The 26035-nt window shown below is 58.6% G+C and carries 14 protein-coding genes, 4 tRNA genes and 1 riboswitch; of the genes, 7 read left to right on the forward strand and 11 right to left on the reverse strand.

What is annotated here, in order from left to right; all coding sequences use genetic code 11:
• Positions 1 to 339 precede the first annotated feature (339 nt).
• Entirely contained in the window at positions 340 to 4473 is a 4134-nt protein-coding gene (locus tag KVG95_RS26050; protein ID WP_217858432.1) for a CheR family methyltransferase, read from the forward strand.
• Between the two features lie 15 nt (positions 4474 to 4488).
• Here KVG95_RS26050 and KVG95_RS26055 read toward each other — a convergent pair whose 3' ends face one another.
• A complete protein-coding gene (locus KVG95_RS26055) occupies positions 4489 to 5028 on the reverse strand; it encodes a hypothetical protein (protein WP_217858433.1) in 540 nt (179 codons plus the stop codon).
• Between the two features lie 735 nt (positions 5029 to 5763).
• On the opposite strand from KVG95_RS26055, the gene KVG95_RS26060 reads away from it, so the two are divergent.
• Positions 5764 to 14370: a beta strand repeat-containing protein gene (locus KVG95_RS26060; RefSeq protein WP_217858434.1), complete on the forward strand. Its 8607-nt coding sequence runs from the start codon at positions 5764 to 5766 to the stop codon at positions 14368 to 14370.
• Positions 14371 to 14453: 83 nt separating this feature from the next.
• On the opposite strand, the gene KVG95_RS26065 is transcribed toward KVG95_RS26060, so the two are convergent.
• A tRNA-Arg gene (locus KVG95_RS26065) sits at positions 14454 to 14530 on the reverse strand.
• A gap of 291 nt (positions 14531 to 14821) precedes the next feature.
• On the opposite strand from KVG95_RS26065, the gene KVG95_RS26070 reads away from it, so the two are divergent.
• Together KVG95_RS26070 and KVG95_RS26075 are read left to right on the forward strand one after the other, a co-directional pair.
• Positions 14822 to 15055 (forward strand): hypothetical protein, encoded by a 234-nt coding sequence (locus KVG95_RS26070; protein ID WP_217858435.1) that lies wholly within the window; start codon positions 14822 to 14824, stop codon positions 15053 to 15055.
• Between the two features lie 22 nt (positions 15056 to 15077).
• On the forward strand, positions 15078 to 15257 hold the full coding sequence (locus tag KVG95_RS26075) for a PA3371 family protein (protein ID WP_052966533.1): 180 nt from the start codon (positions 15078 to 15080) through the stop codon (positions 15255 to 15257).
• On the opposite strand, the gene phnN is transcribed toward KVG95_RS26075, so the two are convergent.
• Positions 15232 to 15804 (reverse strand): phosphonate metabolism protein/1,5-bisphosphokinase (PRPP-forming) PhnN, encoded by a 573-nt coding sequence (gene phnN / locus KVG95_RS26080; protein ID WP_217858436.1) that lies wholly within the window; start codon positions 15802 to 15804, stop codon positions 15232 to 15234. The genes KVG95_RS26075 and phnN overlap by 26 nt on opposite strands.
• A 387-nt stretch (positions 15805 to 16191) precedes the next feature.
• On the opposite strand from phnN, the gene KVG95_RS26085 reads away from it, so the two are divergent.
• Complete coding sequence (locus KVG95_RS26085; RefSeq protein ID WP_003178899.1) at positions 16192 to 16518, forward strand: Arc family DNA-binding protein; 327 nt, start codon at positions 16192 to 16194, stop codon at positions 16516 to 16518.
• 104 nt (positions 16519 to 16622) lie between these two features.
• On the opposite strand, the gene mgtE is transcribed toward KVG95_RS26085, so the two are convergent.
• Entirely contained in the window at positions 16623 to 18065 is a 1443-nt protein-coding gene (gene mgtE, locus KVG95_RS26090) for a magnesium transporter (protein ID WP_052966531.1), read from the reverse strand.
• A gap of 321 nt (positions 18066 to 18386) precedes the next feature.
• On the opposite strand from mgtE, the gene KVG95_RS26095 reads away from it, so the two are divergent.
• Entirely contained in the window at positions 18387 to 18902 is a 516-nt protein-coding gene (locus KVG95_RS26095; protein WP_217858437.1) for a cell envelope protein SmpA, read from the forward strand.
• A 19-nt stretch (positions 18903 to 18921) separates the two neighbouring features.
• Here KVG95_RS26095 and KVG95_RS26100 read toward each other — a convergent pair.
• The 7 genes from KVG95_RS26100 to ltaE form a co-directional block, all read right to left on the reverse strand.
• Positions 18922 to 18998, reverse strand: a tRNA-Arg gene (locus KVG95_RS26100).
• A 71-nt stretch (positions 18999 to 19069) separates the two neighbouring features.
• Positions 19070 to 19146: transfer RNA gene (locus KVG95_RS26105), tRNA-Arg, on the reverse strand.
• 108 nt (positions 19147 to 19254) lie between these two features.
• Positions 19255 to 19345: transfer RNA gene (locus tag KVG95_RS26110), tRNA-Ser, on the reverse strand.
• A 62-nt stretch (positions 19346 to 19407) separates the two neighbouring features.
• Positions 19408 to 19596 carry a carbon storage regulator CsrA gene (csrA, locus tag KVG95_RS26115; RefSeq protein WP_002554426.1) on the reverse strand — a complete coding sequence of 63 codons (189 nt, stop codon included), beginning with the start codon at positions 19594 to 19596 and terminating at the stop codon, positions 19408 to 19410.
• A gap of 186 nt (positions 19597 to 19782) precedes the next feature.
• Positions 19783 to 21024, reverse strand: coding sequence for an aspartate kinase (locus KVG95_RS26120; protein ID WP_052966529.1), 1242 nt, complete (start codon positions 21022 to 21024; stop codon positions 19783 to 19785).
• A gap of 90 nt (positions 21025 to 21114) precedes the next feature.
• Complete coding sequence (gene alaS / locus KVG95_RS26125) at positions 21115 to 23736, reverse strand: alanine--tRNA ligase (RefSeq protein ID WP_217858438.1); 2622 nt, start codon at positions 23734 to 23736, stop codon at positions 21115 to 21117.
• Positions 23737 to 23882: 146 nt separating this feature from the next.
• Positions 23883 to 24887: a low-specificity L-threonine aldolase gene (ltaE, locus tag KVG95_RS26130; protein ID WP_217858439.1), complete on the reverse strand. Its 1005-nt coding sequence runs from the start codon at positions 24885 to 24887 to the stop codon at positions 23883 to 23885.
• Between the two features lie 299 nt (positions 24888 to 25186).
• Positions 25187 to 25357: riboswitch (FMN riboswitch) on the forward strand.
• Positions 25358 to 25472: 115 nt separating this feature from the next.
• On the opposite strand from ltaE, the gene KVG95_RS26135 reads away from it, so the two are divergent.
• Positions 25473 to 25982 carry a 6,7-dimethyl-8-ribityllumazine synthase gene (locus tag KVG95_RS26135; protein ID WP_008071834.1) on the forward strand — a complete coding sequence of 170 codons (510 nt, stop codon included), beginning with the start codon at positions 25473 to 25475 and terminating at the stop codon, positions 25980 to 25982.
• The last annotated feature ends 53 nt before the right edge of the window (positions 25983 to 26035 follow it).

The raw sequence follows: 26035 nt of genomic DNA on the forward strand, positions 1-26035 counted from the left end.
ACACGGGCGAGCTCAGCTTCGCGGCCTTTTTGACGCGCAGATGATAGCGGGAGGCCATAAGCCATCAAGCAATTTCGCATAAACCCGTGACGCCAGTTGCCGGCCGTCAGAAGTAAAAATGACAACGACTGGTCGGGTTATCGGCCAGTAGTCGCGTTCCCTTGAAGCAGCAGGAGTGCAATTGCGCATTTGCTTGTCAAAAACGTATATAGGCCCATAAATGCGCGCTAAATAATTGAAGGGGTTATTGAAAAACGGGATTATTCTGTTTTATGACCCGCGCTTTTTATACCCGCTTGCATGCACAGCGTTTTACATCGCCAGCAAAGGCAGAATGAAATGACCACCACCCCCAAGCCTTCGGCCACGGCTCCCGAGCGACAGGCCTTGAGTCCCAGCACCCTGGACTTTCCGGTGGTAGGCATCGGCGCGTCGGCGGGCGGACTCCAGGCCATTAAGTTGTTCTTCGAGAACATGCCTCACGACAATGGCATGTCGTTTGTAATCATTCTTCATCTGTCGCCCGACCATCAAAGCATCGCTGACAAGATCATCCAGGAATCGACCCGGATGCCGGTCTTGCAGGTCACCGAAACCGTGCCGATCGAGAAAAACCGGGTGTACGTCATCTCGCCGGCGCAGCGACTGACGCTGAATGACAACAACCTTGAAGTGGGTGAAAACGATCCACAGCTGGGACGCCACGCCTCGATTGATCTGTTTTTCCGCGATCTGGCGCAAGTGCACCGCGAGCGCGCCTTCTGCCTGGTGCTCTCGGGCACCGGCTCCGATGGCGCGGTCGGCTTGTCGCGCATCAAGGAACAGGGCGGTATCACCCTCGCCCAGGTGCCGGAAGATGCCGAGTTCGACGGCATGCCACGAGCGGCCATCGAGACCGGCATGGTCGATCTGGTGTTGCCCGTGGTGGAAATGCCGCAAAAGCTGCTGGACCTGTGGCACAACTCCCGGGAAATCACCTTGCCCGCCGCCAACGATCCGGAACTTCAATCCTTCGCGTCGGTGTCCGAGCGTGATGCAGCGCTCGCCGAACAAATGCTGCACGACATCCTGATCCAGTTGCGCACCGGCACCGGCCATGACTTCAAGCACTATAAACGTGCGACGGTATTGCGCCGGATCGAGCGCCGGATGCAGGTCACTGGCCAGCCAGACCTGGGGGCTTATTACCATTACCTGCAAAGTAATCCCGAAGAAACCAAGGCGCTGCTGGGGGACATGCTGATCGGCGTGACCAATTTCTTCCGTGATCGCGAAGCCTTCGAAGCGCTGGAACGCGATGTCATACCGCAACTGGTCAGTGCCGCGGTGTCGGCGCAGCCTGAGAAAGAAGAAATTCGAGTGTGGTCCGCTGGTTGTTCCACCGGCGAAGAAGCCTATAGCCTGGCGATGCTGGTCAACGATCAGCTGCAACAGGAAGCCAGCCAGGCCTCGCTGCAAGTTTTCGCCACCGACATCGACGAGCGCGCCATCAGTTTCGGCCGGGCCGGTCTGTACTCGCAAGCCATCGTCACGGATGTGCCGCCCCCCCGTCTGCGGCACTATTTCATCAAGGAAGACGACCACTACCGGATTCGCAAGGAAATCCGCGAGAAGGTGCTGTTTGCCAAACACAGCCTGCTGTCCGACCCGCCCTTTTCGCAAATCGACCTGATCGTTTGCCGCAACTTGTTGATCTATCTGGATCGCGAAGTACAGCGCGAAATCCTTCAGATGTTCCACTTTGCATTGCGTCCCGGCGGCTTCCTGTTCCTGGGTTCTTCCGAAAGCGCCGAAGCTTGTCATGAGCTGTTCACGCCGGTGGACAAACGCAACCGGATCTTCCGCGCCAAGACCGGCACCGCCAATAGCCGACGCACGCCCACCGTGCCGCGCGGTGGTTATGTGCGCACCAGCGTTTCCCGGCAGGAACCGCAACACACCGTGCAGCGCAAGCTGTCCTTCGCCGACATCCACCAGCGCGCCCTCGAACGCTCCGGCCCGCCGAGCATGATCGTCGATACCAACGCCGACATCTTGCACATGAGCGAAAGTGCCGGGCGTTTCCTGCGGCATGTGGGCGGTGAGCTGTCACGCAATCTGTTGACGTTGATCCTTCCGGAACTGCGCCTGGAAATCCGCACCACGCTGTTCCAGGCACAGCAGAGCGGCGTGGCCGTCAAATCCCGCGAGGTGCCGCTCAAGCGCGAAGACCGACGTTACAAGGTCAGCCTTGAAGTGCAGCCCTACAAGGACGAAGAGTCGGACGGCGATTTTGTCCTGGTGATTTTCGAGGAAGTCGAAGTCGATCCTTCGCAGACGGCCATGACCCTGCTGCAAACCGAGAGCCAGGTACTGTCCAACCTGGAGCGTGAACTGCAGCGCACCAAGCTGCACTTGCAAGACACCATTGAACAATCGGAAATTTCCAGTGAAGAACTGAAAGCCTCCAACGAAGAAATGCAGGCGATCAACGAAGAACTGCGTTCGGCCACCGAAGAGTTGGAAACCAGCAAGGAAGAGCTGCAATCGATCAACGAAGAGTTGCTGACGGTCAACTACGAACTGAAAACCAAAGTCGAAGAAACCGACAAGATCAACGACTACCTGACCAACCTTATCGCCTCCACCGACATTGCCACGGTCTTTGTCGACCGCAGCATGCGGATCAAGTGGTTCACCCCGCGCGCCACCGACATTTTCAGCATGTTGCCGATGGATACCGGCCGCTCCCTGCTCGACATCACGCATCGCCTGGACTACGACGACCTGGCGGGTGACGCCGCACAGGTATTCGAATCATTGAACATGATCGAACGCGAAGTCAGCAGTACCGACAAGCGCTGGTACATCGCCCGCCTGCTGCCCTACCGCTCCAGCGAAGACCATATCGACGGCACCGTGCTGACCTTCATCGACATCACCAAACGCCGCGCGGCCGAAGAAGAACTGCGCCTGGGCGAAGAACGCATGCGCCTGGTGGCCGAAAGTACCCGCGACTACGCGATCATCACCCTCGATGAACAGGGTGTGATCACCAGCTGGAACAAAGGCGCCGAATTGATCTTCGGCTACAGCAAGGCCGAGGCCGAAGGCGCGTATTACGACTTCATTTTTTCCGCCGAAGACCGCGCCACTGGGGTGCCCGAAACCGAACTGCAGGCCGCACGCACCCATGGCCGATCCGAAGATGAACGCTGGCACCTGCGCAAGGATGGCAGCCGTTTCTATTGCAGCGGCGAAGTCACCCTGCTCAACGGTGACCATCTTCGGGGCTACGTGAAAATCGCCCGTGACCTGACCGGTCACAAACGCCAGCATGAAGAGCAGAGCCAACAACTGGCCGAGACGCTGAACACCAATTACCTCAAGGATGAGTTCTTCGCGGTCATGTCCCACGAACTCAAGCACCCGCTGAACCTGATCCAGCTCAACGCCGAACTGCTGCGCCGCTTACCGGTGACCAAAGCGGTTGCCCCGGCCGCCAAAGCGGTCAGCACCATTTGCGATGCCGTCAGTAGCCAGGCACGGATCATCGACGACTTGCTAGACGTCGCCCGTGTCCGTACCGGCAAGCTCAAACTGAAACCGATCGCCATGGATCTGGCCAGTGTGCTGCGCGATATTCACGACGTCGTTCTCAATGATCGGCACAGCACCACCGTTGAGTTGCAAGTTCCTTCGGAGCCGTTGATGGTCCACGCCGATCCGACACGCCTGGAGCAGATCATCTGGAATCTGGTGAACAACGCACTGAAATTCACCCCGCCCAATGGCCGCGTGCAATTGATCGCGAGCAAGGCTGGGAACATGGCGCGGCTGGACGTCAAAGACAACGGCATCGGCATTGCGGCCGAGAACCTTGAACACGTATTCGACCTGTTCGGGCAGGCTGAGACACAACACACCAACCACCAACGCGAGGGGCTGGGCATCGGCTTGTCATTGGTTCGCCAATTGACCGAAGCACAAAAGGGTACGGTTGAGGTGAGTTCACCGGGCATCGGGGCCGGCTGTACCTTCAGCGTTTACTTGCCGCTGGCCCACGCCGAAGGTGAAACTCAAGCCGCAGCCCCGATCGACGAGGCGTCAGGAAGATTGAGCGGCTTGACGATCCTGCTGGTCGACGACTCTGCCGAGGTGCTGGAAACCTTGAAAATGCTGCTGGAAATGGAAGATGCCGAAGTCGTTGCCTTTGATCGTCCGGCGGCCGCTCTGGACGCGGCGAAGAGCACCCGTTTCGACCTGATCATTTCGGACTTGGGCATGCCGGTCATGAACGGCCATGAGTTGATGAATGCACTGCGTCAGTTGCCGCTCACCAAGGATGTGCCGGCCATTGCCCTGACCGGTTATGGCTCCAGCAGCGACATTAAAAAGGCCCGTCAATCAGGTTTTAACCAGCACATTGGAAAACCGGTTTCCTACGATGACTTGATCGCTACCATCGAGACCCTGCGCCAGCCCCGGACCTGACGAGCCGGCAATGGCTCAGCGTAAATAGGCGCGTTGCACACAAACGCGCCGATCGATTGCTTGTCTCAGTCGCTCCTTGTGGTCTGCCCATACCTTGGGATCGACTTTAGACGCTCGCATGAGGTTCAACATGGCCGCCTTGGCGGCCAGGTATTCCGACCAAGCGTCTTCGCATCTGAGCTTCAAACGCTCATGCTCGCTCATTTCCATCCGCCGCAACGCCAGTACCGACTCATCGGTGATGACCGGGCCTAGCGCCAACTGCACCCGATGCGGTGCGACGAACCCCTTTGTGTCCGCCATTATCTCCCTGGCTCGCTGAGCCCCCCACTTCAACGCCGCGCAGTAAGGCTCTTCGCGGTCCCTGTCGTGAAACTCCTCACACAGCATGACCCCATGATCATCGTAAATACCTATGAACACCTGGGTGACACCTTCATGACTCACCCGCACCCGCACTTCCACTTGCACGCCATCGCTGAGCACTTCTTCATGAGTGTGGAGAGGTAACCGGTTATCGGTCCATAACCAGAACCGCGCGCCTCTGTGTCGCATTGCTTGGCTCCTTGTGGAGTGAGCAGTAAGGCACAGCAATGACAGACTTTCCATGTAGGTCGTCGGGTGGTTCGGGCGTAAAAAAAACCGCCAAAGCAGAGGCTCTAGCGGGCGTTTTTAACAGCTGAATGCTGAGATTTGATGAAGTCCAAGAGCCGGTATTCCTCAGCCAGACCATGCCCCACTTGGGTTTCAGCTCATTCGACCAAGCCATTATTGAGTGCCTCTGGCCCCCTTCGCCAAAAACAAATCGACATAATATTGACACCCAAATACCCGCCTGTCGGAATATTGGCACACCGCACTGTTAGCTGCGGTTAACACCTTTACAAAGCCTGCCCCCACAACTAAACACACATCAAACTGATATCAGGAAAGGCCGTATCCCTGAGTCAGTGCTACCTCAAAACACGGCCTCATCCAGCCATTATTTCAGGAGTCCCTGCCACATGGGTGCTCTCAGTCTATTGCGTGCCATGTGCAGCGCAGCCCCAGCTTCGGGCTCACATTCGCCCGACCTGTCCTGCAATCCGCTCCTCAAGCGCGGCGAATTTTTCCATCCTCGCAATACCCACGCGCCTCTGCCTACAGCGCCTGGCCCGTCAGGCCGGCGATGTCCGGCGGCCGCCTCGCACCACTCTTGAACTACCTGAGCGGTGCAAGAACCGGACTTCGTCCTGTTAGCAGTCCCTAGCGATTCTAAAAATAAAAAAATGGCATTTTCGGGAGAAAGACATGGCTACCACCACAACGACCAGCGGCGGCACCGTTACTTCGCTTTCCAACACTCCGCAGGCGCAGGACGACATTTTCACTACCGGTGTTATTGGCACGAGCACCGCGGACATCACAGAAGACCTGCTGGGGGTCGTGTACCTGGACGTCATGTCCAATGACCTCGGCGGCAGCGCAAAGACATTGTGGTCACTGGATGACGCGACCAGTCTTTCCACTGCCACCAAGATTTATGCGCCGGCCGATCTCCTGATCCAGGACACAGGCAGAATTGAGGCGACAAGTACTGACACCAGTTTCAACGGGGCAAAGATCTGGATTACGTCGGATGGCAAGGTCGGCTACGACGCCGCAACGTTGTCGACTGCTTTCAAGGCACAACTCCAGTCACTTGCCGCTGGAGCGTCCCTGACGGACAGCTTTACTTATGCGATTCGTCTCGGCAACGGCACGCTCAGCTGGGCCACTGCGCAGGTGCAGTTCGCTGGCGTGAATGACAGTGTGACGATGAGCATCGGCGTTCAGGCTGGCACGGTAACCGAAGATGCGACCACGACGCCGAGCCCGACCGACTCGCTGAGCACCTCGGGCACTATTGCCTTTAGCGATGTTGACCTGAGTGACACGCATACCGCCTCTTTCGTGGCTGCGGGAGGCAATGCCACCGCGCTGGGCAACTTCACCCTTGCATCAGTCACTGAAGCGGCCAACGCAGCCGACGGCACGGTTAACTGGACTTACGCCCTGGATAATGCGGCAGCCCAATCCCTGGCCCAGGGGCAGACAGTTACTGAAGCCTATGTGGTCACCATCAATGATGGGCATGGCTCGTCGACCACGCAGAATGTGACTATCTCCATCACCGGCACCAACGATCAGGTGCAGATCACCAGCGGTGTGCAGGCCGGCGATGCCGGGGAAGACAGCGCCGACTACGCGGCCAGCGGCAGCATCACCTTCACCGACGTCGACCTGATCGACACCCACAGCGTCACCGTCACGCCGGGCGCTTCCGGTTATCTGGGCAACTTCACCACCGATCCACTGAGCGACAGCACCGGCACGGGAAGCGGTTCGCTGGGCTGGAACTTTGCGGTGAACAACGCCGCGTTGCAGTTCCTCGGCGAAGGCCAGATCGTCACCCAAACCTATAACGTGGCGATCGGCGACGGCGCGGTGCAGACCGTGACCATTACGATTACCGGCGACAACGATCAGGTGCAGATCACCAGCGGCGTGCAGGCCGGCGATGCCGTGGAAGACAGCGGCGACTACGCGGCCAGCGGCAGCATCACCTTCGCCGACGTCGACTTGATCGACACCCACAGCGTCACCGTCACGCCGGGCGCTTCCGGCTATCTGGGCAACTTCACCACCAATCCACTGAGCGACAGCACCGGTACGGGCAGCGGTTCGCTGGGCTGGAACTTCGCGGTGAACAACTCCGCGTTGCAGTTCCTCGGCGAAGGCCAGATCGTCACCCAAACCTATAACGTGGCGATCGGCGACGGCGCGGTGCAGACCGTGACCATCACGATTACCGGCGACAACGATCAGGTGCAGATCACCAGCGGCGTGCAGGCTGGCGATGCCGGGGAAGACAGCGGCGACTACGCGGCCAGCGGCAACATCACTTTCACCGACGTCGACCTGATCGACACCCACAGCGTCACTGTCACGCCGGGCGCTTCCGGTTATCTGGGCAGCTTCACCACCAATCCACTGAGCGACAGCACCGGTACGGGCAGTGGTTCTCTGGGCTGGAACTTCGCGGTGAACAACACCGCCCTGCAGTTCCTCGGCGAAGGCCAGAGCGTCACGCAAACCTATAACGTGGCGATCGGCGACGGCGCGGTGCAGACCGTGACCATCACCATTACCGGCGACAACGATCAGGTGCAGATCACCAGCGGCGTGCAGGCCGGCGATGCCAAGGAAGACAGCGGCGACTACGCAGCCAGCGGCAACATTACCTTCACCGACGTCGACCTGATCGATACCCACAGCGTCAGCGTCACGCCGGGCGCTTCCGGCTATCTGGGCAGCTTCACCACCAATCCACTGAGCGACAGCACCGGCACGGGCAGCGGTTCGCTGGGCTGGAACTTCGCGGTGAACAACGCCGCCCTGCAGTTCCTCGGCGAAGGCCAGAGCGTCTCGCAAACCTATAACGTGGCGATCGGCGACGGCGCGGTGCAGACCGTGACCATCACGATTACTGGCACCAACGACCAGCCGACGCTGACGATTACCGACACCACCGGCGCAATGAGCGAAGGCAATGGCACGGCCACCCTGAGCGACAGCGGTGCACTAAGCTTTGCCGATCTGGACAGTACCGACACGGTCACCGTGTCGCAGACCGCCAACGGTGACATCGCCTGGAGCGGCGGCGCCCTCAATGCGACCGTGGCCTCGGCACTGGTAGCTGGTTTCTCGGTCGACCAGAACAGCTGGGACTACAGCAGCAATCAGAACCTCGACTTCCTCGGTGCGGGTGAAACCATCACCTTCTCGTACGCGGTGGTCGCTACCGACGACAGCGGCGCGGCTAATGCTGCCTCGGCGACGCAGACGGTGACCATCACTATCACCGGCACTAACGATGCGCCGGTGCTCAGCTTCGCAACGGGCAACGATGCCGGCGCGGTGCAGGAAGACACCACGCTCAGCGTCAGCGGTCAGTTCAGTTCGGCCGACATCGATCACGCGGCCACGGCCACTTGGAGCATTGCCGGTACGAATACCGGCATCTACGGTTCGATCGCGGTGGACAGCACCGGCCAATGGACTTACACCCTGGCCAATGGCACCGATGGTGTCGCCAGTGCAGTGCAGTCGCTGGGGGCTGGCGAAAGTCACGATGAGGTGTTCAGCGTGCAGGTCAGCGATGGCCTCGGCGGCATGGACACCCAACTGGTGACCGTTACCGTCAGCGGCACTAACGACGCGCCCGTGCTCAGCTTCGCAACGGGCAATGATGCCGGCACGGTGAAGGAAGACACCACGCTCACCGTCAGCGGTCAGTTCAGCTCCGCCGACATCGATCATGCTGCGACGACCACTTGGAGCATCGCCGGTACGAATACCGGCACCTACGGTTCGATCGCGGTGGACAGCACCGGCCAATGGACTTACACCCTGGCCAATGGCACCGATGGTGTCGCCAGTGCAGTGCAGTCGCTGGGGGCTGGCGAAAGTCATGATGAAGTGTTCAGCGTGCAGGTCAGCGATGGCCTCGGCGGCGTAGACACTCAGTTGGTGACCGTCACCGTCACCGGCACTAACGACGCGCCCGTGCTCAGCTTCGCAACGGGCAATGATGCCGGCACGGTGAAGGAAGACACCACGCTCACCGTCAGCGGCCAGTTCAGTTCGGCCGACATCGATCACACTGCCACAGCCACCTGGACAATCAATGGCTTGGCTTCGGGCACTTACGGCTCGATCGCGGTGGACAGCACCGGCCAATGGACTTACACCCTGGCCAATGGCACCGATGGTGTCGCCAGTGCAGTGCAGTCGCTGAAGGCTGGAGAAAGTCATGATGAAGTGTTCAGCGTGCAGGTCAGCGATGGCCTCGGCGGCATGGACACCCAACTGGTGACCGTCACCGTCAGCGGCACTAACGACGCGCCCGTGCTCAGCTTCGCAACGGGCAATGATGCCGGCACGGTGAAGGAAGACACCACGCTCAGCGTCAGCGGCCAGTTCAGTTCGGCCGACATCGATCACACTGCCACAGCCACCTGGACAATCAATGGCTTGGCTTCGGGCACTTACGGCTCGATCGCGGTGGACAGCACCGGCCAATGGACTTACACCCTGGCCAACGGCACCGATGGCATCGCCAGCGCGGTGCAGTCACTGAAGGTGGGCGAGAGTCATGACGAAGTGTTCAGCGTGCAGGTCAGCGATGGCCTCGGCGGCGTAGACACCCAACTGGTGACCGTTACCGTCAGCGGCACTAACGATGCGCCGGTCCTCAGCTTCGCGACAGGCAATGATGCCGGCGCAGTGCAGGAAGACACCACGCTCAGCGTCAGCGGCCAGTTCAGTTCGGCCGACATCGATCACGCGGCCACGGCCACTTGGAGCATTGCCGGTACGAATACCGGCACCTACGGTTCGATCGCGGTGGACAGCACCGGCCAATGGACTTACACCCTGGCCAATGGCACCGATGGTGTCGCCAGTGCGGTGCAGTCACTGAAGGTGGGCGAGAGTCATGACGAAGTGTTCAGCGTGCAGGTCAGCGATGGCCTCGGCGGCGTAGACACTCAGTTGGTGACCGTCACCGTCAGCGGCACTAACGACGCGCCCGTGCTCAGCTTCGCAACGGGCAATGATGCCGGCACGGTGCAGGAAGACACCGCGCTCAGCGTCAGCGGCCAGTTCAGCTCGGCCGACATCGATCATGCTGCCACGGCCACCTGGACAATCAATGGCTTGGCTTCGGGCACTTACGGCTCGATCGCGGTGGACAGCACCGGCCAATGGACTTACACCCTGGCCAATGGCACCGATGGTGTCGCCAGTGCGGTGCAGTCGCTGGGGGCTGGCGAAAGTCACGATGAAGTGTTCAGCGTGCAGGTCAGCGATGGCCTCGGTGGCGTAGACACCCAACTGGTGACCGTTACCGTTACCGGTACTAACGATGCGGCCGTGTTGTCCTCGGCCAACGTCACACTGACCGAAACCAATGCCCCGCTGACCACCAACGGTACGCTGACCATCAGTGACGTCGACAGCGCGGCGACCTTCGTCGCGCAGCCTGGCACCGCCGGCAGTTATGGCCAGTTCTCCATCGGCACCAATGGTGCCTGGAGCTATGTCGCCAATAACGCCCACAACGAGTTCGTCGCCGGCACCACCTACACCGACACCTTCGCGGTGAGCAGCGCCGACGGCACTCTCACTTCGGTCACCGTGCATATCCTCGGGACCAACGATGCTGCGGTGTTGTCCGCCGACATTGCCAACCTGACCGAGACCAATGCCCCACTGACCACCAACGGCACCCTCACCATCAGCGACGTCGACAGCGCCGCAACCTTCGTCACCCAGACCAACACCGCCGGCAGTTACGGCCAGTTCTCCATCGGCACTAATGGTGCTTGGACCTATGTCGCCAATACCACCCACAACGAGTTCGTCGCCGGCACCACCTACACCGACACCTTCGCGGTGAGCAGCGCCGATGGCACCCTCACTTCAGTCACCGTGCATATCCTCGGCACCAACGATGCCGCGGTGTTGTCCGCCGACATCGCCAACCTGACCGAGACCAATGCCCCACTGACCACCAACGGAACCCTCACCATCAGCGACGTCGACAGCGCCGCAACCTTCGTCACCCAGTCCAACACCGCCGGCAGCTATGGCCAGTTCTCCATCGGCACTAATGGTGTTTGGACCTATGTCGCCAATACCGCCCACAACGAGTTCGTCGCCGGCACCACCTACACCGACACCTTCGTGGTGAGCAGCGCCGATGGCACCCTCACTTCGGTTACCGTGCATATCCTCGGGACCAACGACGCCGCCGTGCTGTCCGCCGACATCGCCAACCTGACCGAAACCAATGCCCCGCTGACCACCAACGGCACCCTCACCATCAGCGACGTCGACAGCGCCGCAACCTTCGTCGCCCAGTCCAACACCGCCGGCAGCTATGGCCAGTTCTCCATCGGCACTAATGGTGCCTGGAGCTATGTCGCCGACTCCGCCCACAACGAGTTCGCTGCAGGCACCACCTACATCGACACTTTCTCAGTGAGCAGCGCCGATGGCACCCTCACCTCGGTCACCGTCAATATCCTCGGGACCAACGACGCCGCCGTGCTGTCCTCAGCCAGCATCACGCTGACCGAGACCAATGCCCCGCTGACCACAGCTGGCACCCTCACCATCAGCGACGTCGACAACCCGGAAACCTTCCAGGCCCAATCCGGCACCGCCGGCGCCAACGGAACCTTCGCCATCAATACCGCGGGCAACTGGAGCTATACCGCCAACTCGGCATTCAACGCACTGAATGTCGGCGACAGCCTGACCGATACCTTCACGGTACTCAGTGCCGACGGCACCGCGACCGCGGTGACGGTCACCATTAACGGCAGCAACGACTCCCCGACGATCACCTCCAACGGTGGTGGTGCGACGGCCTCGGTCAGCGTGGCGGAAAACACCACGGCAGTCACGACGGTGGTGGCAACTGACGTTGATCTTCCGGCACAAACGCTGAGCTACTCGATCCTGAATACGGCCGGGACGGACTTCAGCAAGTTCTCGATCAGTTCGAGCGGAGTGCTGACGTTCAATTCGGCGCCGGATTACGAAAATGCCCAGGATGTCGGTGACGCTGACGGTGACAACGCCTATGTTGTGGACGTTCAGGTGGCCGACGGCAATGGCGGAACCGACACCCAGACGATTACGGTAAACGTGCAGAACGTAGTTGAGACTCCAGTTGATATGACACCGCCAGCGTCACCGACTGGGCTGACTTACAACAAGACCGGTGGCCCAAACCATAAGCTTTCAGGGAGCGCCGAGGCAAATTCATCCATTAAGGTTTACCTGGACAATGGCAACGGCGTATTTGGCGCCGGCGACACAGAAATTGGGACCGGAACGACCAATACCGGCGGTCAATTCGCCAATATCGATTTGGAGGACAAGTTTACGGGTACCAAGACGCTATTTGTCACGGCTACGGACGCGGCAGGCAACGTTAGTGCTGCAACAAGCATTAGCCTGACTTACCCTGCGGGAGTGTCCGGAGAAGCGATAAACCTTGCGATTGCCGATCCATCAGCAGGCCTGAGCGACAGCTTTGTTGTCACAGTTACCAACGTTCCATCAAATTGGATTCTAAACACCGGAACCAACAACGGCGACGGCAGCTGGACCGTGCAGACCAATGATCCCGGCGCATTGACCGTGACAACACCAGAAGGCTTCACGGGCGCCGCGGTGCTCCACATCAACATGACTTGGACCAACGCCGACGGCAGTGTGGGCAGTTCCTATGTGTTCAATAACGTCGAAGCCTTTGCCCCCGGCACTCCAATCTTCGCCTTGTCCGCCGACGATAACCTGACTGGCTCGTCCGGTGCCGACACCTTCGTCTTCGCCCAGCCGATCGGCAACAACCAGATCTACAGTTTCGATGTCACGGCGGACAAGATCGACTTGATCGGCTTCGCGGGCGTCACCAACTTTGCTGATTTGAGTATCACTAACGACGCCAACGGCAATGCGCTGGTCAGCATCAGCTCCGGCCAGTCGGTCACCCTTAAAGGTGTCGATGCCGCTAACTTGAGCGAAGCGAACTTCCAGTTCGATGTGGATCCGGTCATGACCAATACCGGTACCCTCACCATTGCCGACGGCGCGATCATGCCGTTCGGTGGCAGCATTCATAATAGCGGCACCATCGAACTCGGCTCCACTGGCAGCGAGACCAATCTTGAGATTCTGTTCCGTGGCGCGACCTTGACCGGTGGCGGCCAGGTGCAGCTATCCGACAGCGCGCAAAATGTGATTTTCGGCGGCAGTGCCGACACCGTCCTGACCAACGTCGACAACCGTATTTCCGGCGCCGGCCAGTTGGGTGCCGGGCAGATGGTATTGGTTAATGCGGGGTTGATCCTGGCCAGCGGGCTGAACAGCCTGGTGCTCGACACCGGCACCCACACCATCACCAACAGCGGGGTGCTGGAGTCCACAGGTGAAGGCGGCATGACGGTGGTCAGTGCGGTCGACAACTCCGGCCACTTATGGGCCAACGGTGGCGACATGCGCCTGCTGGCCGACGTGATGGGCAACGGCAGCGCCACCATCGACGGCGATGCGACACTGACCTTTTCTGGCGCGGCACACGGGTCCGTCGCGTTCCACGGCGAAGGCGCGGGCACACTGGTGATCGCACAGGCCGAAGCGGCGGGGTCCTTGGTCGGCATCCTCGGTCTGGAAAGCGATGACATGCTGACCTTCGGCGATCTCGCCTTCGGCGCCAACACCCAGCTCACCTACAGCGCCAACGCCTCTGGCGCCGGCGGTCTGCTGACAGTGGACGACGGCACGCACCGGGCTGAGGTGAATCTGCTGGGGCACTACACGGTGGAGGACTTCCAGCTCACGAACGGCGAGGCCGGTACCCAAGTCAGTTACCACGGCGAATCCAGCGGCACACTGGTGGGCAGTATGGCGGCGGACGTACTCAGTGGTGGCGACGGCAACGACATTCTCGCGGGTCGTGGTGGGGAGGACACACTCAGCGGTGGTGCGGGAGCCGATGTGTTCGCCTACCTCAACGCGGCGGAAGGCGGGGATACCATCCTCGACTACAACTTCGCTGAAGGTGACGCGCTCGACCTCTCTGCACTGCTCAGCGCCAACTTCGTTAGCGGCGTCAGCCAGGCGTCCGACTTCGTCCAACTGGCGCAATCAGGCAGCGACATCACCGTGAAGGTAGATACCGATGGCACAGCCAATGGTGCGAACTTCGCCGATGTGGCGGTCCTTGCCAACACGGGCACGAGCGGCGCCGATCTGGTGCGCACCTGGTTTGGGGAGGCGGACCATACGCTGACGGCTTGATGTTGGGCTGGAGTTGAATCCACCGCTGCAGACAGCCACAAAAAAGCCCCACCAGATCACTCTGCGTGGGGCTTTCAAATAGGTGGTGTCCCAGGGCAGGTTCGAACTGCCAACCTTCCCCTTAGGAGGGGGATGCTCTATCCAATTGAGCTACTGAGACACAAGTCGCCCCGCAAGGAATGCGGAGCGATGGACGGCGTGCATGTTAACGGGCAGGCCGGCTTTTGTCATGTCGTCCGTAGGGCTTTTTAAGTGTAGGCAGACGCCTCCGGCAGCGTGGCTTTGTTTACCGTGCAAATTGCATCACCGCAAAATGCCATCATTGCAAAATGCAATGCAACCAGTTTGAAAAAATATCTTAATTCATTGTTTTTAAAGGATTTAATAGCCGTTAAACTTTTGGCATGCGGGCTGCTTCGACTGTTCTCAACGAACACAGGAGTTCAGCCCCATGAACAGCGCGCTTTTAATCGCGAACGCGGTCGCTTTGGCGGTTCTGTTGGGTTTTCATTTCTTCCCCGAAAACGACGCTACGACAATTGCTCAACGCATACCTCATTACCTGCAGCTGCAAAAAACGCCTCAATTGGCAGTCACAAACGATCAACGCAGTGTTGTCGGCCAAGAGGTGAGCCAGGAGACTGTTCAGCCGCGTACACACTCTTTCGAACGCTTGGTATTTTGAATCCCCCCATCAGGAGCACCGTATGTCCAAATCAGCCGCAGGATTTTTCGTCCTCGCCTTACTGAGTGGCATCCTTCATCTGTCATTGGTCGAGGACACGGTCGTCACCCTGCCCCTGATTGCTTGCGGCGTGTTCGGTGCATTGTTCGTGTTGGCGCTGATCGCCGGGCGCAAGATCAAGTTCGATCCGGTGTTGCGCTGAGGCTCAGCAGTTTCAGTAGATTGGCAACGGTGCCAGCAAGGTCGCCGGAGTTATCGAGTCGGCGGATCTGCAGATCACCGATTGAATCATCAGCCGTAAACAGCGCATTACGGCGCAGTCTTGCTTCAATTTCTGCCGGGCTCTCACGCCCCCGCCGTAGCAGACGCTCGCGCAGGGCTTCATCCTTGACCGTCAACAACACCGGCAATAGCGTGGGATAGCGCTGTTGCGCTTCTGCCAGGTGCCCGCGAGAACCGTTGATCAACACATTGCGACCGTCCGCGAGCCATTGGTCTATGCGCACAGGAATACCGTAACTCAGCCCATTGGCTTGCCACGACAATGCAAAATCCCCTTTGGCTCTGCGTCGCTCGAACTCTTCGCGGGAAACCTCGATGGCGTCTTCACCCACGGACTCCGCCGAGCGCGTGATAACGCGGCGCACGACTTCACAATTGCCTGCGCGCAACGGCCCGCGAGCGGCTTCGATGAGGCTGTCCTTGCCGGATCCCGAAGGCCCCATTAAATAAATCAGCCTGCCATCCATCCTGAAATTATCCCGCGCCACGTGCCCACACTAGTAAATCGGCCATTTGCCACTATCCTGTATAAGGTAAGGAACAAGGATCGAATCCGCATAGCATGCACCTTCAGGCGTCTTCGGGCATCACCTGTCGGGCAAGAGGACGCGGTTCAGCGATACGGACTCATGGATTATTTTCAAACCAGTCCGCATTTCTGATAATAGGTGCTGGCATTAAGCCTTTACCCAGATCAATATTTGTCACAGAATTGACGCCAATGATCTGGCTAATTTGAGGCATGATGCGCGCCTCTATCAATTCAGGTTGAACATTTGGCCGGAGTGCTTGTCCTATCTGACATCCTGCGGCCTATCCCGAGAACCGCTCCCCTGAACTAACCGGTTAAATATATGCGCCCATTGAAACAGGCAATTTATTCCAGCCGTACGGCTGACAAGTTCGTCGTACGTCTGCCAGACGGAATGCGTGAACGCATTGCCGAGGTGGCTCGCAATCATCATCGCAGCATGAACTCCGAAATCATCGCGCGCCTTGAGCAGAGCCTTATTCAGGAAGGCGCGTTGGGTGAAGAATTGAGCATGCGCCTGGACAGCCCCGAGCTGTCATTGCATGAACGCGAACTGCTGCAACGCTTCCGCCAACTCTCCCACCGTCAGCAAAACGCTCTGGTTTCGCTGATCGCCCATGACGCCGAAATGGCCGCAGACGCTTCCTGATTTATCCCGAAAGCTCAAGCCAGCGTAATTGCTGGCTTTTTTTTGCCTGAAATTTGGCTAAAAAAAACCCGCCGATCAGGCGGGTTGTTTTTTGAAGCAGGATGTTAAAGCAGGAAAATCGTCGCCAGCCCGAGAAATATGAAAAAGCCACCGCTGTCGGTCATGGCAGTGATCATCACACTTGCACCCATTGCCGGGTCGCGCCCAAGCCGTGCCAGGGTCATCGGAATCAAAACCCCCATCAATGCGGCAAGCAACAGGTTAAGCGTCATGGCGGCGGTCATCACCACGCCCAGGGACCAACTGCCATAAAGCAGGTAGGCCACCACACCAATCACGCCGCCCCAGACCAGACCATTGATCAAACCGACCGCCAACTCCTTGCGCATCAGCCGCGATGTATTGCCGGTACTGACCTGATCCAGCGCCATGGCCCGAACGATCATGGTGATCGTCTGGTTACCCGAGTTGCCACCGATACCGGCAACGATCGGCATCAATGCCGCAAGTGCTACCAGTTTCTCGATAGAGCCTTCGAACAGGCCGATCACCCGGGATGCAATGAATGCAGTAATCAGGTTCACCGCCAGCCAGGCCCAACGGTTGCGCAGGGATTTCCAGACTGACGCGAAAATATCTTCTTCTTCACGCAGACCCGCCATGTTGAGAACTTCGTTTTCGCTCTCTTCACGAATCAGGTCGACCATTTCATCGATGGTCAGACGACCGATCAGCTTGCCGTTCTTGTCGACCACGGGGGCCGAGATCAAGTCATAACGCTCGAATGCTTGAGCGGCCTCGTAAGCGTCTTCGTCCGGATGAAAACTCACCGGGTCGCTGGCCATGACTTCCGATACTTGCTTTTCCGGGTCGTTGACCAGCAGACGCTTGATCGGCAACACGCCCTTGAGCACGCCGTCGTAATCGACCACGAACAGTTTGTCAGTGTGGCTCGGCAGCTCCTTGAGACGGCGCAGGTAACGCAAAACCACTTCGAGACTGACATCCTCACGGATGGTCACCATCTCGAAGTCCATCAGCGCACCGACTTGCTCCTCGTCATAGGACAACGCGGAGCGGACGCGCTCACGCTGTTGACCATCGAGGGTTTCCATCAGCTCGTGGACGACGTCTCGCGGCAGCTCGGAGGCCAGGTCAGCGAGTTCGTCGGCATCCATGTCCTTGGCCGCTGCCAGGAGCTCGTGATCGTCCATGTCGGCGATCAGGGTTTCACGAACCGAATCGGATACTTCGAGCAGAATGTCGCCGTCACGATCGGCCTTGACCAATTGCCAGACCGTCAGGCGATCGTCCAGCGGCAAGGCTTCAAGGATGTAGGCAACGTCGGCGGAGTGCAGATCATCGAGCTTGCGCTGCAACTCGACGAGGTTTTGCCGGTGAACCAGGTTCTCGACCCGGTCGTGATGCGGACCTTCCTGGCGATGAGTCAGGTCTTCGACCACCCGCTGGCGCTGCAGCAGCTCAACGACTTGAGCGAGGCGGTCCTGCAAGCTTTCCTGCGTTTTCTTTACTTCAACTTCAGACATAGGCGAACTCCACTCCCAGCAGCGGGGCACGCCGGAAGGATCAATCAGTCAATTCATGATTGGAAAAACGGGGTACTGAGTAACTACTGGGTAAGTCCATGGAGGTATTCCACAAGCCCCGGCGGGGCTGACGGGCGCAATGATAACACCGCCTGACGGTTTTAAACGTTAAAAAATCACGGCTGAAACAAGTGCTTGCGAGACAAACTTGAGCGCCATCCTGATCCATAAAACTGCGACGACTTATTCTGAAAAGAAAACACACTGCCGCCTGAAAATGTAATGACTACCCTTGATGGAGACCGTCATGGAGGACGTCGAATGCCATCGATTGCTCGTTATTTACTTGCTGCCCTGCTCTGCCTGCCGCCCCAGGCGCTCGCCACGACCGTTCACCGGTGCGAAGCCGCCAATGGGCACATTACCTTCACGACCTTGAGCTGTACGGCCGGAGAAAGCCTCTCACTTCAGGACGTACACACGTTTTTGCCGGGCAGCGCGACGCCCCTGATGCCAGAAGCCGAGTTTCGCGAAACACCAGGTAAGAAATTCCAAAGGAGAGAACCGACAATCGTTGGTCCGTCCGAGGGCAAATGTGGAAATCTGCTCAGCGCGAAGGAACGCCGCATAGCGATCATCAATCAGCGGGTCGTTGCCGGCATGAGTCAGCAGGACGTCGAAAGCGCTCTCGGCAAGCCCGACAAGATCAACACCCGCAATTCCGCCACAAGCTATCGCTACGACAACAAGCGCGGGCGAAGTGCTCATATCGAGTTCGACGAGAAAGGTTGTACCAAAGGAAAAGCCAAATCGCAGACGGCAAAAAGCCCGCGTTAAACGCGGGCTTTTTGGTGTTTGGTGCACTCGACAGGATTCGAACCTGTGACCGCTCGGTTCGTAGCCGAGTACTCTATCCAGCTGAGCTACGAGTGCATTTGTGTTTTTATACCAGATCACAACTGGTTGAAGCCAAGTTATTCACATTACTGCAAACAACTCTTAAATGGTGCACTCGACAGGATTCGAACCTGTGACCGCTCGGTTCGTAGCCGAGTACTCTATCCAGCTGAGCTACGAGTGCATTTGTTGCCGCGCATTATAGGCCGTTGAATCTTTTTGTAAAGCGCTTTTTTCTAGTAATTTCAACAACTTACCGAAGAAGCCAGATTACAACGTACTACGCAAATAATGGCGGAGAACGGGGGATTCGAACCCCCGACACCCTTTTGAGGTGTACTCCCTTAGCAGGGGAGCGCCTTCGGCCACTCGGCCAGCTCTCCGCAACACGGGGCGTATCTTAACCAACCTTTTCCCCGTTTGCAAACATAAAAAACGATAAAAATTAATGGCTTGGTTCTTCGTCCTTCTCTTTCTTTATACGCAGGTAAATTTCTTCACGGTGCACAGCAACCTCTTTCGGGGCATTGACACCGATACGCACTTGATTTCCTTTAACGCCGAGCACGGTCACAGTGATTTCGCCATCACCAATAATCAGGCTTTCTGCGCACCGACGAGTCAGAATCAGCATACCTTTCTCCTCACGCATTTCATTTCAGGGACAACAGTCTGCAAAAAAAAGGCATTCGACCTACAACCAGAACGATCGCAGCCCTACATGCCTGAGTATTGACTAGCGCGGGCAAAAGAACAGCTTTGGGCCGCGCCATTCAAAAAAACAAAGGGCGCGGTCAGACCGCGCCCTTCGGGAAACGCATTACTCGCCCTGTCGGGCCGGCGCATCCAGTTCGAAAGCCGTGTGCAGAGCGCGCACAGCCAGTTCCAGGTACTTCTCTTCGATCACCACGGATACTTTGATTTCCGACGTCGAGATCATCTGGATGTTGATGCTCTCTTTCGCCAGCGATTCGAACATACGGCTGGCCACGCCCGCATGGGAGCGCATGCCAACGCCGACGATCGAGACCTTGGCAATCTTGGTATCGCCAATGACTTCACGGGCACCGATCTCGCGAGCAGTGTTTTCCAGCACGGTTTGCGCCGCCTGGAAGTCATTGCGGTGCACGGTGAAGGTGAAGTCGGTGGTGTTATCGTGCGCAACGTTTTGCACGATCATGTCGACTTCGATGTTCGCGGCACTGATCGGGCCGAGAATCTTGAACGCCACGCCCGGGGTGTCTGGCACGCCACGGATGGTCAGCTTGGCTTCATCGCGGTTGAAAGCGATGCCGGAAATGATCGGCTGTTCCATGGTTTCCTCTTCATCAATAGTAATGAGGGTGCCCGGACCCTCCTTGAAGCTGTGCAGTACGCGCAGCGGAACGTTGTACTTGCCGGCGAATTCCACCGCACGGATCTGCAACACCTTGGAACCGAGGCTGGCCATTTCCAGCATCTCTTCAAAGGTGATTTTGTCCAGGCGCTGAGCCACGGACACCACACGCGGGTCGGTGGTGTAGACACCGTCGACGTCGGTGTAGATCTGGCATTCGTCAGCCTTCAGGGCCGCTGCCAGCGCCACGCCGGTGGTGTCGGAACCGCCACGACCGAGCGTGGTGATATTGCCGTGCTCGTCGACGCCCTGGAAACCGGCGACGACCACCACGCGACCGGCCTTCAGGTCACCGCGAATCTTCTGGTCATCAATCTGTAAGATACGCGCTTTATTGTGCGCGCTATCCGTCAGAATCCGTACCTGATTGCCGGTGTACGACACCGCTGGCACGCCGCGCTTGATCAGCGCCATGGCCAACAGTGCAATCGTCACCTGCTCACCGGTGGATACGATCACATCCAGCTCACGAGGAACCGGCTGACCGTCGCCACTGATTTGCTTGGCCAGATCGATCAGACGGTTGGTTTCGCCGCTCATTGCAGACAGCACAACCACCAGGTCATCGCCCGCATCGCGGAATTTCTTAACCTTGTCGGCGACCTGCTCGATTCTCTCGACAGTGCCGACTGAGGTGCCTCCAAATTTCTGTACGATCAAAGCCATTTCAAAGCCGCCTCTGCCCATGAAGGGCGCCCAATAATCACTCAAACAGCGTTCTGGCCCGCCACTAGACCGCGGGCCAGAAACACTGCCTTATAAACCCTGCTCTACAAATGGAACAGTCAGGGCCAATGCGGCATCCAGTGCGCCAGCGTCAATACCGCCGCCCTGCGCCATGTCTGGACGACCACCGCCCTTCCCGCCCACTGCCGCAGCAGCCTGTTTCATTAAATCACCGGCTTTGAGTTGGCCAGTCAGGTCTTTGGTCACGCCTGCAACCAGAACGACCTTTTCCTCATGGACACTGCCGAGCAGGATCACTGCGCGGCCGAGTTTGTTTTTCAGTTGATCGACCAGCGCCAGCAGCGCCTTGCCGTCCTGACCGTCCAGACGCACGGCCAGCACTTTCACGCCTTTGACGTCCAGGGCAGAAGCCGACAGATCGTCGCCCGCCGCGCTGGCCGCCTTGGCTTGCAACTGCTCGAGTTGCTTCTCCAGCAGACGGTTGCGCTCCAGCACAGCCGACAGCTTGTCGATCAGGTTATCGCGGCTGCCCTTGACCAGGTTGGCCGCTTCCTTGAGTTGTTCTTCAGCCGCGTTCAAGTAGGCCAGCGCTGCTGCGCCGGTCACCGCCTCGATACGACGAACGCCGGAGGCCACACCGCCTTCGCTGATGATTTTCAGCAGGCCGATGTCGCCGGTACGGTTGGCGTGAATACCGCCGCACAGCTCGACGGAGAAATCGCCCATGCTCAGCACGCGAACGTTGTCGCCGTACTTCTCGCCGAACAGCGCCATGGCGCCTTTTTGCTTGGCGGTTTCGATGTCGGTTTCTTCGGTTTCAACTTCGGAGTTCTTGCGAATCTCGGTGTTGACGATGTCTTCCAGCGCCTTCAACTGCTCAGGCTTGATCGCTTCGAAGTGGCTGAAGTCAAAGCGTAGACGCTGACTGTCGACCAACGAGCCTTTCTGCTGAACATGCTCGCCCAGCACCTGGCGCAATGCGGCGTGCAGCAAGTGAGTGGCGGAGTGGTTCAGCGAAGTCGCGTGACGCACTTCGGCATCGACATGAGTCTCGACCGGAGTACCCACGATCAGGCTGCCCGAATCCAGCACACCGTGGTGCAGGAACGCACCGCCGGTCTTGGTGGTGTCGCGCACGTCGAAACGCGCAGCGCCGGCCTGGAGGAAGCCGCAATCACCAATCTGACCACCGGATTCCGCATAGAACGGCGTCTGATTGAGAACGACCACGCCCTCTTCGCCTTCGCTCAGTACGTCAACCGATTGCCCGTCTTTATAGAGAGCAACGATTTTGGCGGAACCACTGTGAGCGGTGTAACCGGTGAACTCAGTGGCCACATCAACCTTGACCAGGCTGTTGTAGTCCATGCCGAAGGAGCTGGCGGAGCGAGCACGGACGCGCTGGGCTTCCATTTCGCGCTCGAAGCCTTCCTCGTCGATGGTCAGGCTGCGCTCGCGAGCGATGTCGCCGGTCAGGTCCATCGGGAAGCCGTAAGTGTCGTAAAGCTTGAACACCACGTCACCCGGCACCACGTCGCCTTTGAGTTCGGCCAGATCCTGCTCGAGGATCTTCAGGCCTTGCTCCAGGGTCTTGGCGAATTGCTCTTCTTCGGCTTTCAGGACGCGCTCGATGTGCGCCTGTTGGGATTTCAGCTCAGGGAATGCTTCACCCATTTCGGCGACCAGGGCCGCAACGATCTGGTAGAAGAAACTGCCCTTGGCGCCCAGTTTGTTGCCGTGACGGCAAGCGCGACGAATGATCCGGCGCAGCACATAACCGCGACCTTCGTTGGACGGCAGCACGCCATCGGCAATCAGGAAGCCGCACGAACGAATGTGGTCAGCCACGACTTTCAGCGACGCCTGAGCGTCGTTGGTGCAACCGATGGCTTTGGCCGATGCGGTCAGCAGGCTCTGGAACAGGTCGATTTCATAGTTCGAGTGTACGTGCTGCAGCACGGCACTGATCCGCTCCAGGCCCATGCCGGTGTCCACCGACGGCGCTGGCAACGGGTGCAACACGCCATCGGCGGTGCGGTTGAACTGCATGAACACGTTGTTCCAGATCTCGATGTAACGGTCGCCGTCTTCTTCCGGCGAGCCCGGTGGGCCACCCCAGATGTCGGCGCCGTGATCATAGAAAATCTCGGTGCAAGGACCGCACGGGCCGGTATCGCCCATGGTCCAGAAGTTATCGGAAGCGTACGGCGCGCCTTTGTTGTCGCCGATGCGAACCATGCGCTCGGCTGGCACGCCGATGTCTTTGGTCCAGATGTCGTACGCCTCGTCATCGCTGGCGTAGACGGTGACCCAGAGCTTTTCTTTCGGCAGGTTCAGCCACTTCTCGGAGGTCAGGAAGTTCCAGGCGTAGGTGATGGCGTCACGCTTGAAATAATCACCGAAGCTGAAGTTACCCAACATTTCGAAGAAGGTGTGGTGACGGGCGGTATAACCGACGTTTTCCAGGTCGTTGTGCTTGCCGCCGGCGCGCACGCATTTCTGGCTGCTTACAGCGCGGGTGTACGCGCGCTTTTCCTGGCCCAGAAAGCAGTCCTTGAACTGGTTCATCCCCGCGTTAGTGAACAGCAGGGTTGGGTCGTTGCCCGGAATCAAAGAGCTGGAGGCTACACGGGTGTGGCCTTGCTCTTCGAAGAAGCGAAGGAAGGCTTCACGGATTTCTGCGCTTTTCATTAGGTTCTTCCACGGAGGCTGCGGCCAAAGGCCTGTTCGAAACGTCAACAGACGAAGCGACGGCAAAGGGCCGCATTATATCGGCCCTGCGCGCGGGGTACAGCGTGTTTATACGATAGAAACGGTCAATTGGACCGCTAACGCGATCAGATGCGGGAAAAGTCGACGAATGTAGCGACGACCTGCTCGATTTGCGCACGGCTGACGTCCATGTGCGTAACCATTCGCAGGCGACCGGCAGCGCTGAGCTTGATCCCGCGCGTCGCCGCGAAGGCCTTGATCGCGTCAGCCTTGTCGCCCATTTGCACGTAAACCATATTGGTCTGCACAGGCTCGACCTCATAGCCCGCCGCGCGCAAGCCTTCAGCCAGCTTTTGTGCGTTGGCATGGTCATCGGCCAAGCGCTGAATATTGTTATCCAGCGCATAAAGCCCTGCCGCGGCGAGAATCCCGGCCTGGCGCATGCCGCCGCCAACCATTTTGCGCAGACGCCGAGCCTTGGCGATCAACTCGACCGAGCCGCACAGCACCGAACCGATCGGCGCGCCCAGACCTTTGGACAGGCAGACCGAAACCGAATCGAAATGCTGAGTGATCTCCCGGGCGTCGACACCCAACTTGACCGCCGCGTTGTAGAGTCGCGCGCCATCCAGATGCAGCGCCAGACCGTTTTCAAGAGTGAAGCTGCGAGCCCGGGCCAGATATTCCAGCGGCAGAACCTTGCCCTGCATGGTGTTTTCCAGCGCCAGCAAACGGGTGCGGGCGAAGTGGAAGTCATCCGGTTTGATCGCGGCAGCGACCTGCGCCAGGTCCAGCGACCCATCGGCCTGCACTTCCAGTGGCTGCGGCTGGATCGAACCGAGCACAGCCGCGCCGCCACCCTCGTATTTATAGGTGTGGGCCTGCTGACCGACAATGTATTCGTCACCGCGATCGCAGTGGGCCATCAGGCCAAGCAAGTTGCTCATGGTGCCCGTCGGCACGAACAGCGCAGCGGCAAAACCCAGTCGTTTTGCCAGTTCGGCCTCCAGGCGGTTGACCGTCGGATCTTCGCCATAAACGTCGTCACCGGTGGCCGCATTGGCCATCGCGTCGAGCATCCCTGCGGTCGGTTGGGTGACGGTGTCGCTGCGAAGATCGATAACGCTCATGAATCTGGCCTCGGTAAGCAGGGAAAATCCCTTTTGGATTGGAATTACTGCGGTCATGTCGGCGAATAATCAAGCCTTGAACGAGGAAAAGGCACGTTACTCCTCGAGAAAGCACAATCCATGTGGGAGCGGGCTTGCTCGCGAAGGCGGACTGACAGTCAACATTTGCGTTGAATGTTAAACCGCTTTCGCGAGCAAGCCCGCTCCCACAGGTTCTGCATTTTGATTGACCGGTATTGGACATGCACGCCCCGAAAATATGTGTTAAAAACGCTTCGCCGCCAAACAATCTGGCGGCAAAACGTTCTCAGGGCGGGGTGTAACTCCCCACCGGCGGTAATTGCGCGCAATGCGCATAGCCCGCGAGCGCTTGGCGACAGGCACGGCAATGGCTGTGATGGCGGCAAGGTCAGCAGACCCGGTGTGATCCCGGGGCCGACGGTCATAGTCCGGATGAAGAGAGAACGGGATTGGCGCCGCCTAGGCTCTGTACCAAAGCGCCGTCCGCAGGCATTTGTGCCTGCGTACCCTAAAATCCCATTCGATTCATAACGCCCTGTTTTTCACACAAACAGGAGTCAGAACATGCAACCCACCGCAATCGATAGCAAAAGCAAAAACCATCAGGGCGAGCGCGTCGCGTTCATCCAGGCCTGCTGGCACAAGGAAATCGTCGATCAGAGCCGTAAAGGCTTCGTCGCCGAAATGATTGCTCAGGGTTATCAGGAGTCAGACATCGATTTCTTCGAAGTCGGCGGCGCCTTTGAAATTCCGCTGCACGCCAAACTGCTGGCCAAGTCCGGCCGCTATGCCGGCATCGTCGCGGCGGGCCTGGTGGTCGATGGCGGCATCTATCGCCACGAATTCGTCGCTCAGTCGGTAATCAGCGGCCTGATGCAGGTTCAGCTGGAAACCGAAGTGCCGGTGTTCTCGGTGGTTTTGACCCCGCACCACTTCCATGCCGGCGAAGAGCATCAGAAGTTCTTCTTCGAGCATTTCGTGCATAAAGGTCAGGAAGCGGCGAAGACGTGCGCGGATACGCTGCACAAAATGCGGGCGTTGCGTCGCAGTGAGCCACGCGCAGTAGCCGTTTAAACACAAACCTGTGGCATGGGTGACGTCTTTGGCTTCACCCAAATCAAATGTGG

Origin of the sequence: Pseudomonas farris, from assembly GCF_019145235.1 — a bacterium.
GTDB lineage: Bacteria > Pseudomonadota > Gammaproteobacteria > Pseudomonadales > Pseudomonadaceae > Aquipseudomonas > Aquipseudomonas farris.

Coding starts and splice junctions, on each gene's coding strand:
- KVG95_RS26050 (WP_217858432.1), top strand. CDS start 340: ATGACCACCACCCCCAAGCCTTCGGCCACGGCTCCCGAGCGACAGGCC.
- KVG95_RS26055 (WP_217858433.1), bottom strand. CDS start 5,028: ATGCGACACAGAGGCGCGCGGTTCTGGTTATGGACCGATAACCGGTTA.
- KVG95_RS26060 (WP_217858434.1), top strand. CDS start 5,764: ATGGCTACCACCACAACGACCAGCGGCGGCACCGTTACTTCGCTTTCC.
- KVG95_RS26070 (WP_217858435.1), top strand. CDS start 14,822: ATGAACAGCGCGCTTTTAATCGCGAACGCGGTCGCTTTGGCGGTTCTG.
- KVG95_RS26075 (WP_052966533.1), top strand. CDS start 15,078: ATGTCCAAATCAGCCGCAGGATTTTTCGTCCTCGCCTTACTGAGTGGC.
- phnN (WP_217858436.1), bottom strand. CDS start 15,804: ATGGATGGCAGGCTGATTTATTTAATGGGGCCTTCGGGATCCGGCAAG.
- KVG95_RS26085 (WP_003178899.1), top strand. CDS start 16,192: ATGCGCCCATTGAAACAGGCAATTTATTCCAGCCGTACGGCTGACAAG.
- mgtE (WP_052966531.1), bottom strand. CDS start 18,065: ATGTCTGAAGTTGAAGTAAAGAAAACGCAGGAAAGCTTGCAGGACCGC.
- KVG95_RS26095 (WP_217858437.1), top strand. CDS start 18,387: ATGCCATCGATTGCTCGTTATTTACTTGCTGCCCTGCTCTGCCTGCCG.
- csrA (WP_002554426.1), bottom strand. CDS start 19,596: ATGCTGATTCTGACTCGTCGGTGCGCAGAAAGCCTGATTATTGGTGAT.
- KVG95_RS26120 (WP_052966529.1), bottom strand. CDS start 21,024: ATGGCTTTGATCGTACAGAAATTTGGAGGCACCTCAGTCGGCACTGTC.
- alaS (WP_217858438.1), bottom strand. CDS start 23,736: ATGAAAAGCGCAGAAATCCGTGAAGCCTTCCTTCGCTTCTTCGAAGAG.
- ltaE (WP_217858439.1), bottom strand. CDS start 24,887: ATGAGCGTTATCGATCTTCGCAGCGACACCGTCACCCAACCGACCGCA.
- KVG95_RS26135 (WP_008071834.1), top strand. CDS start 25,473: ATGCAACCCACCGCAATCGATAGCAAAAGCAAAAACCATCAGGGCGAG.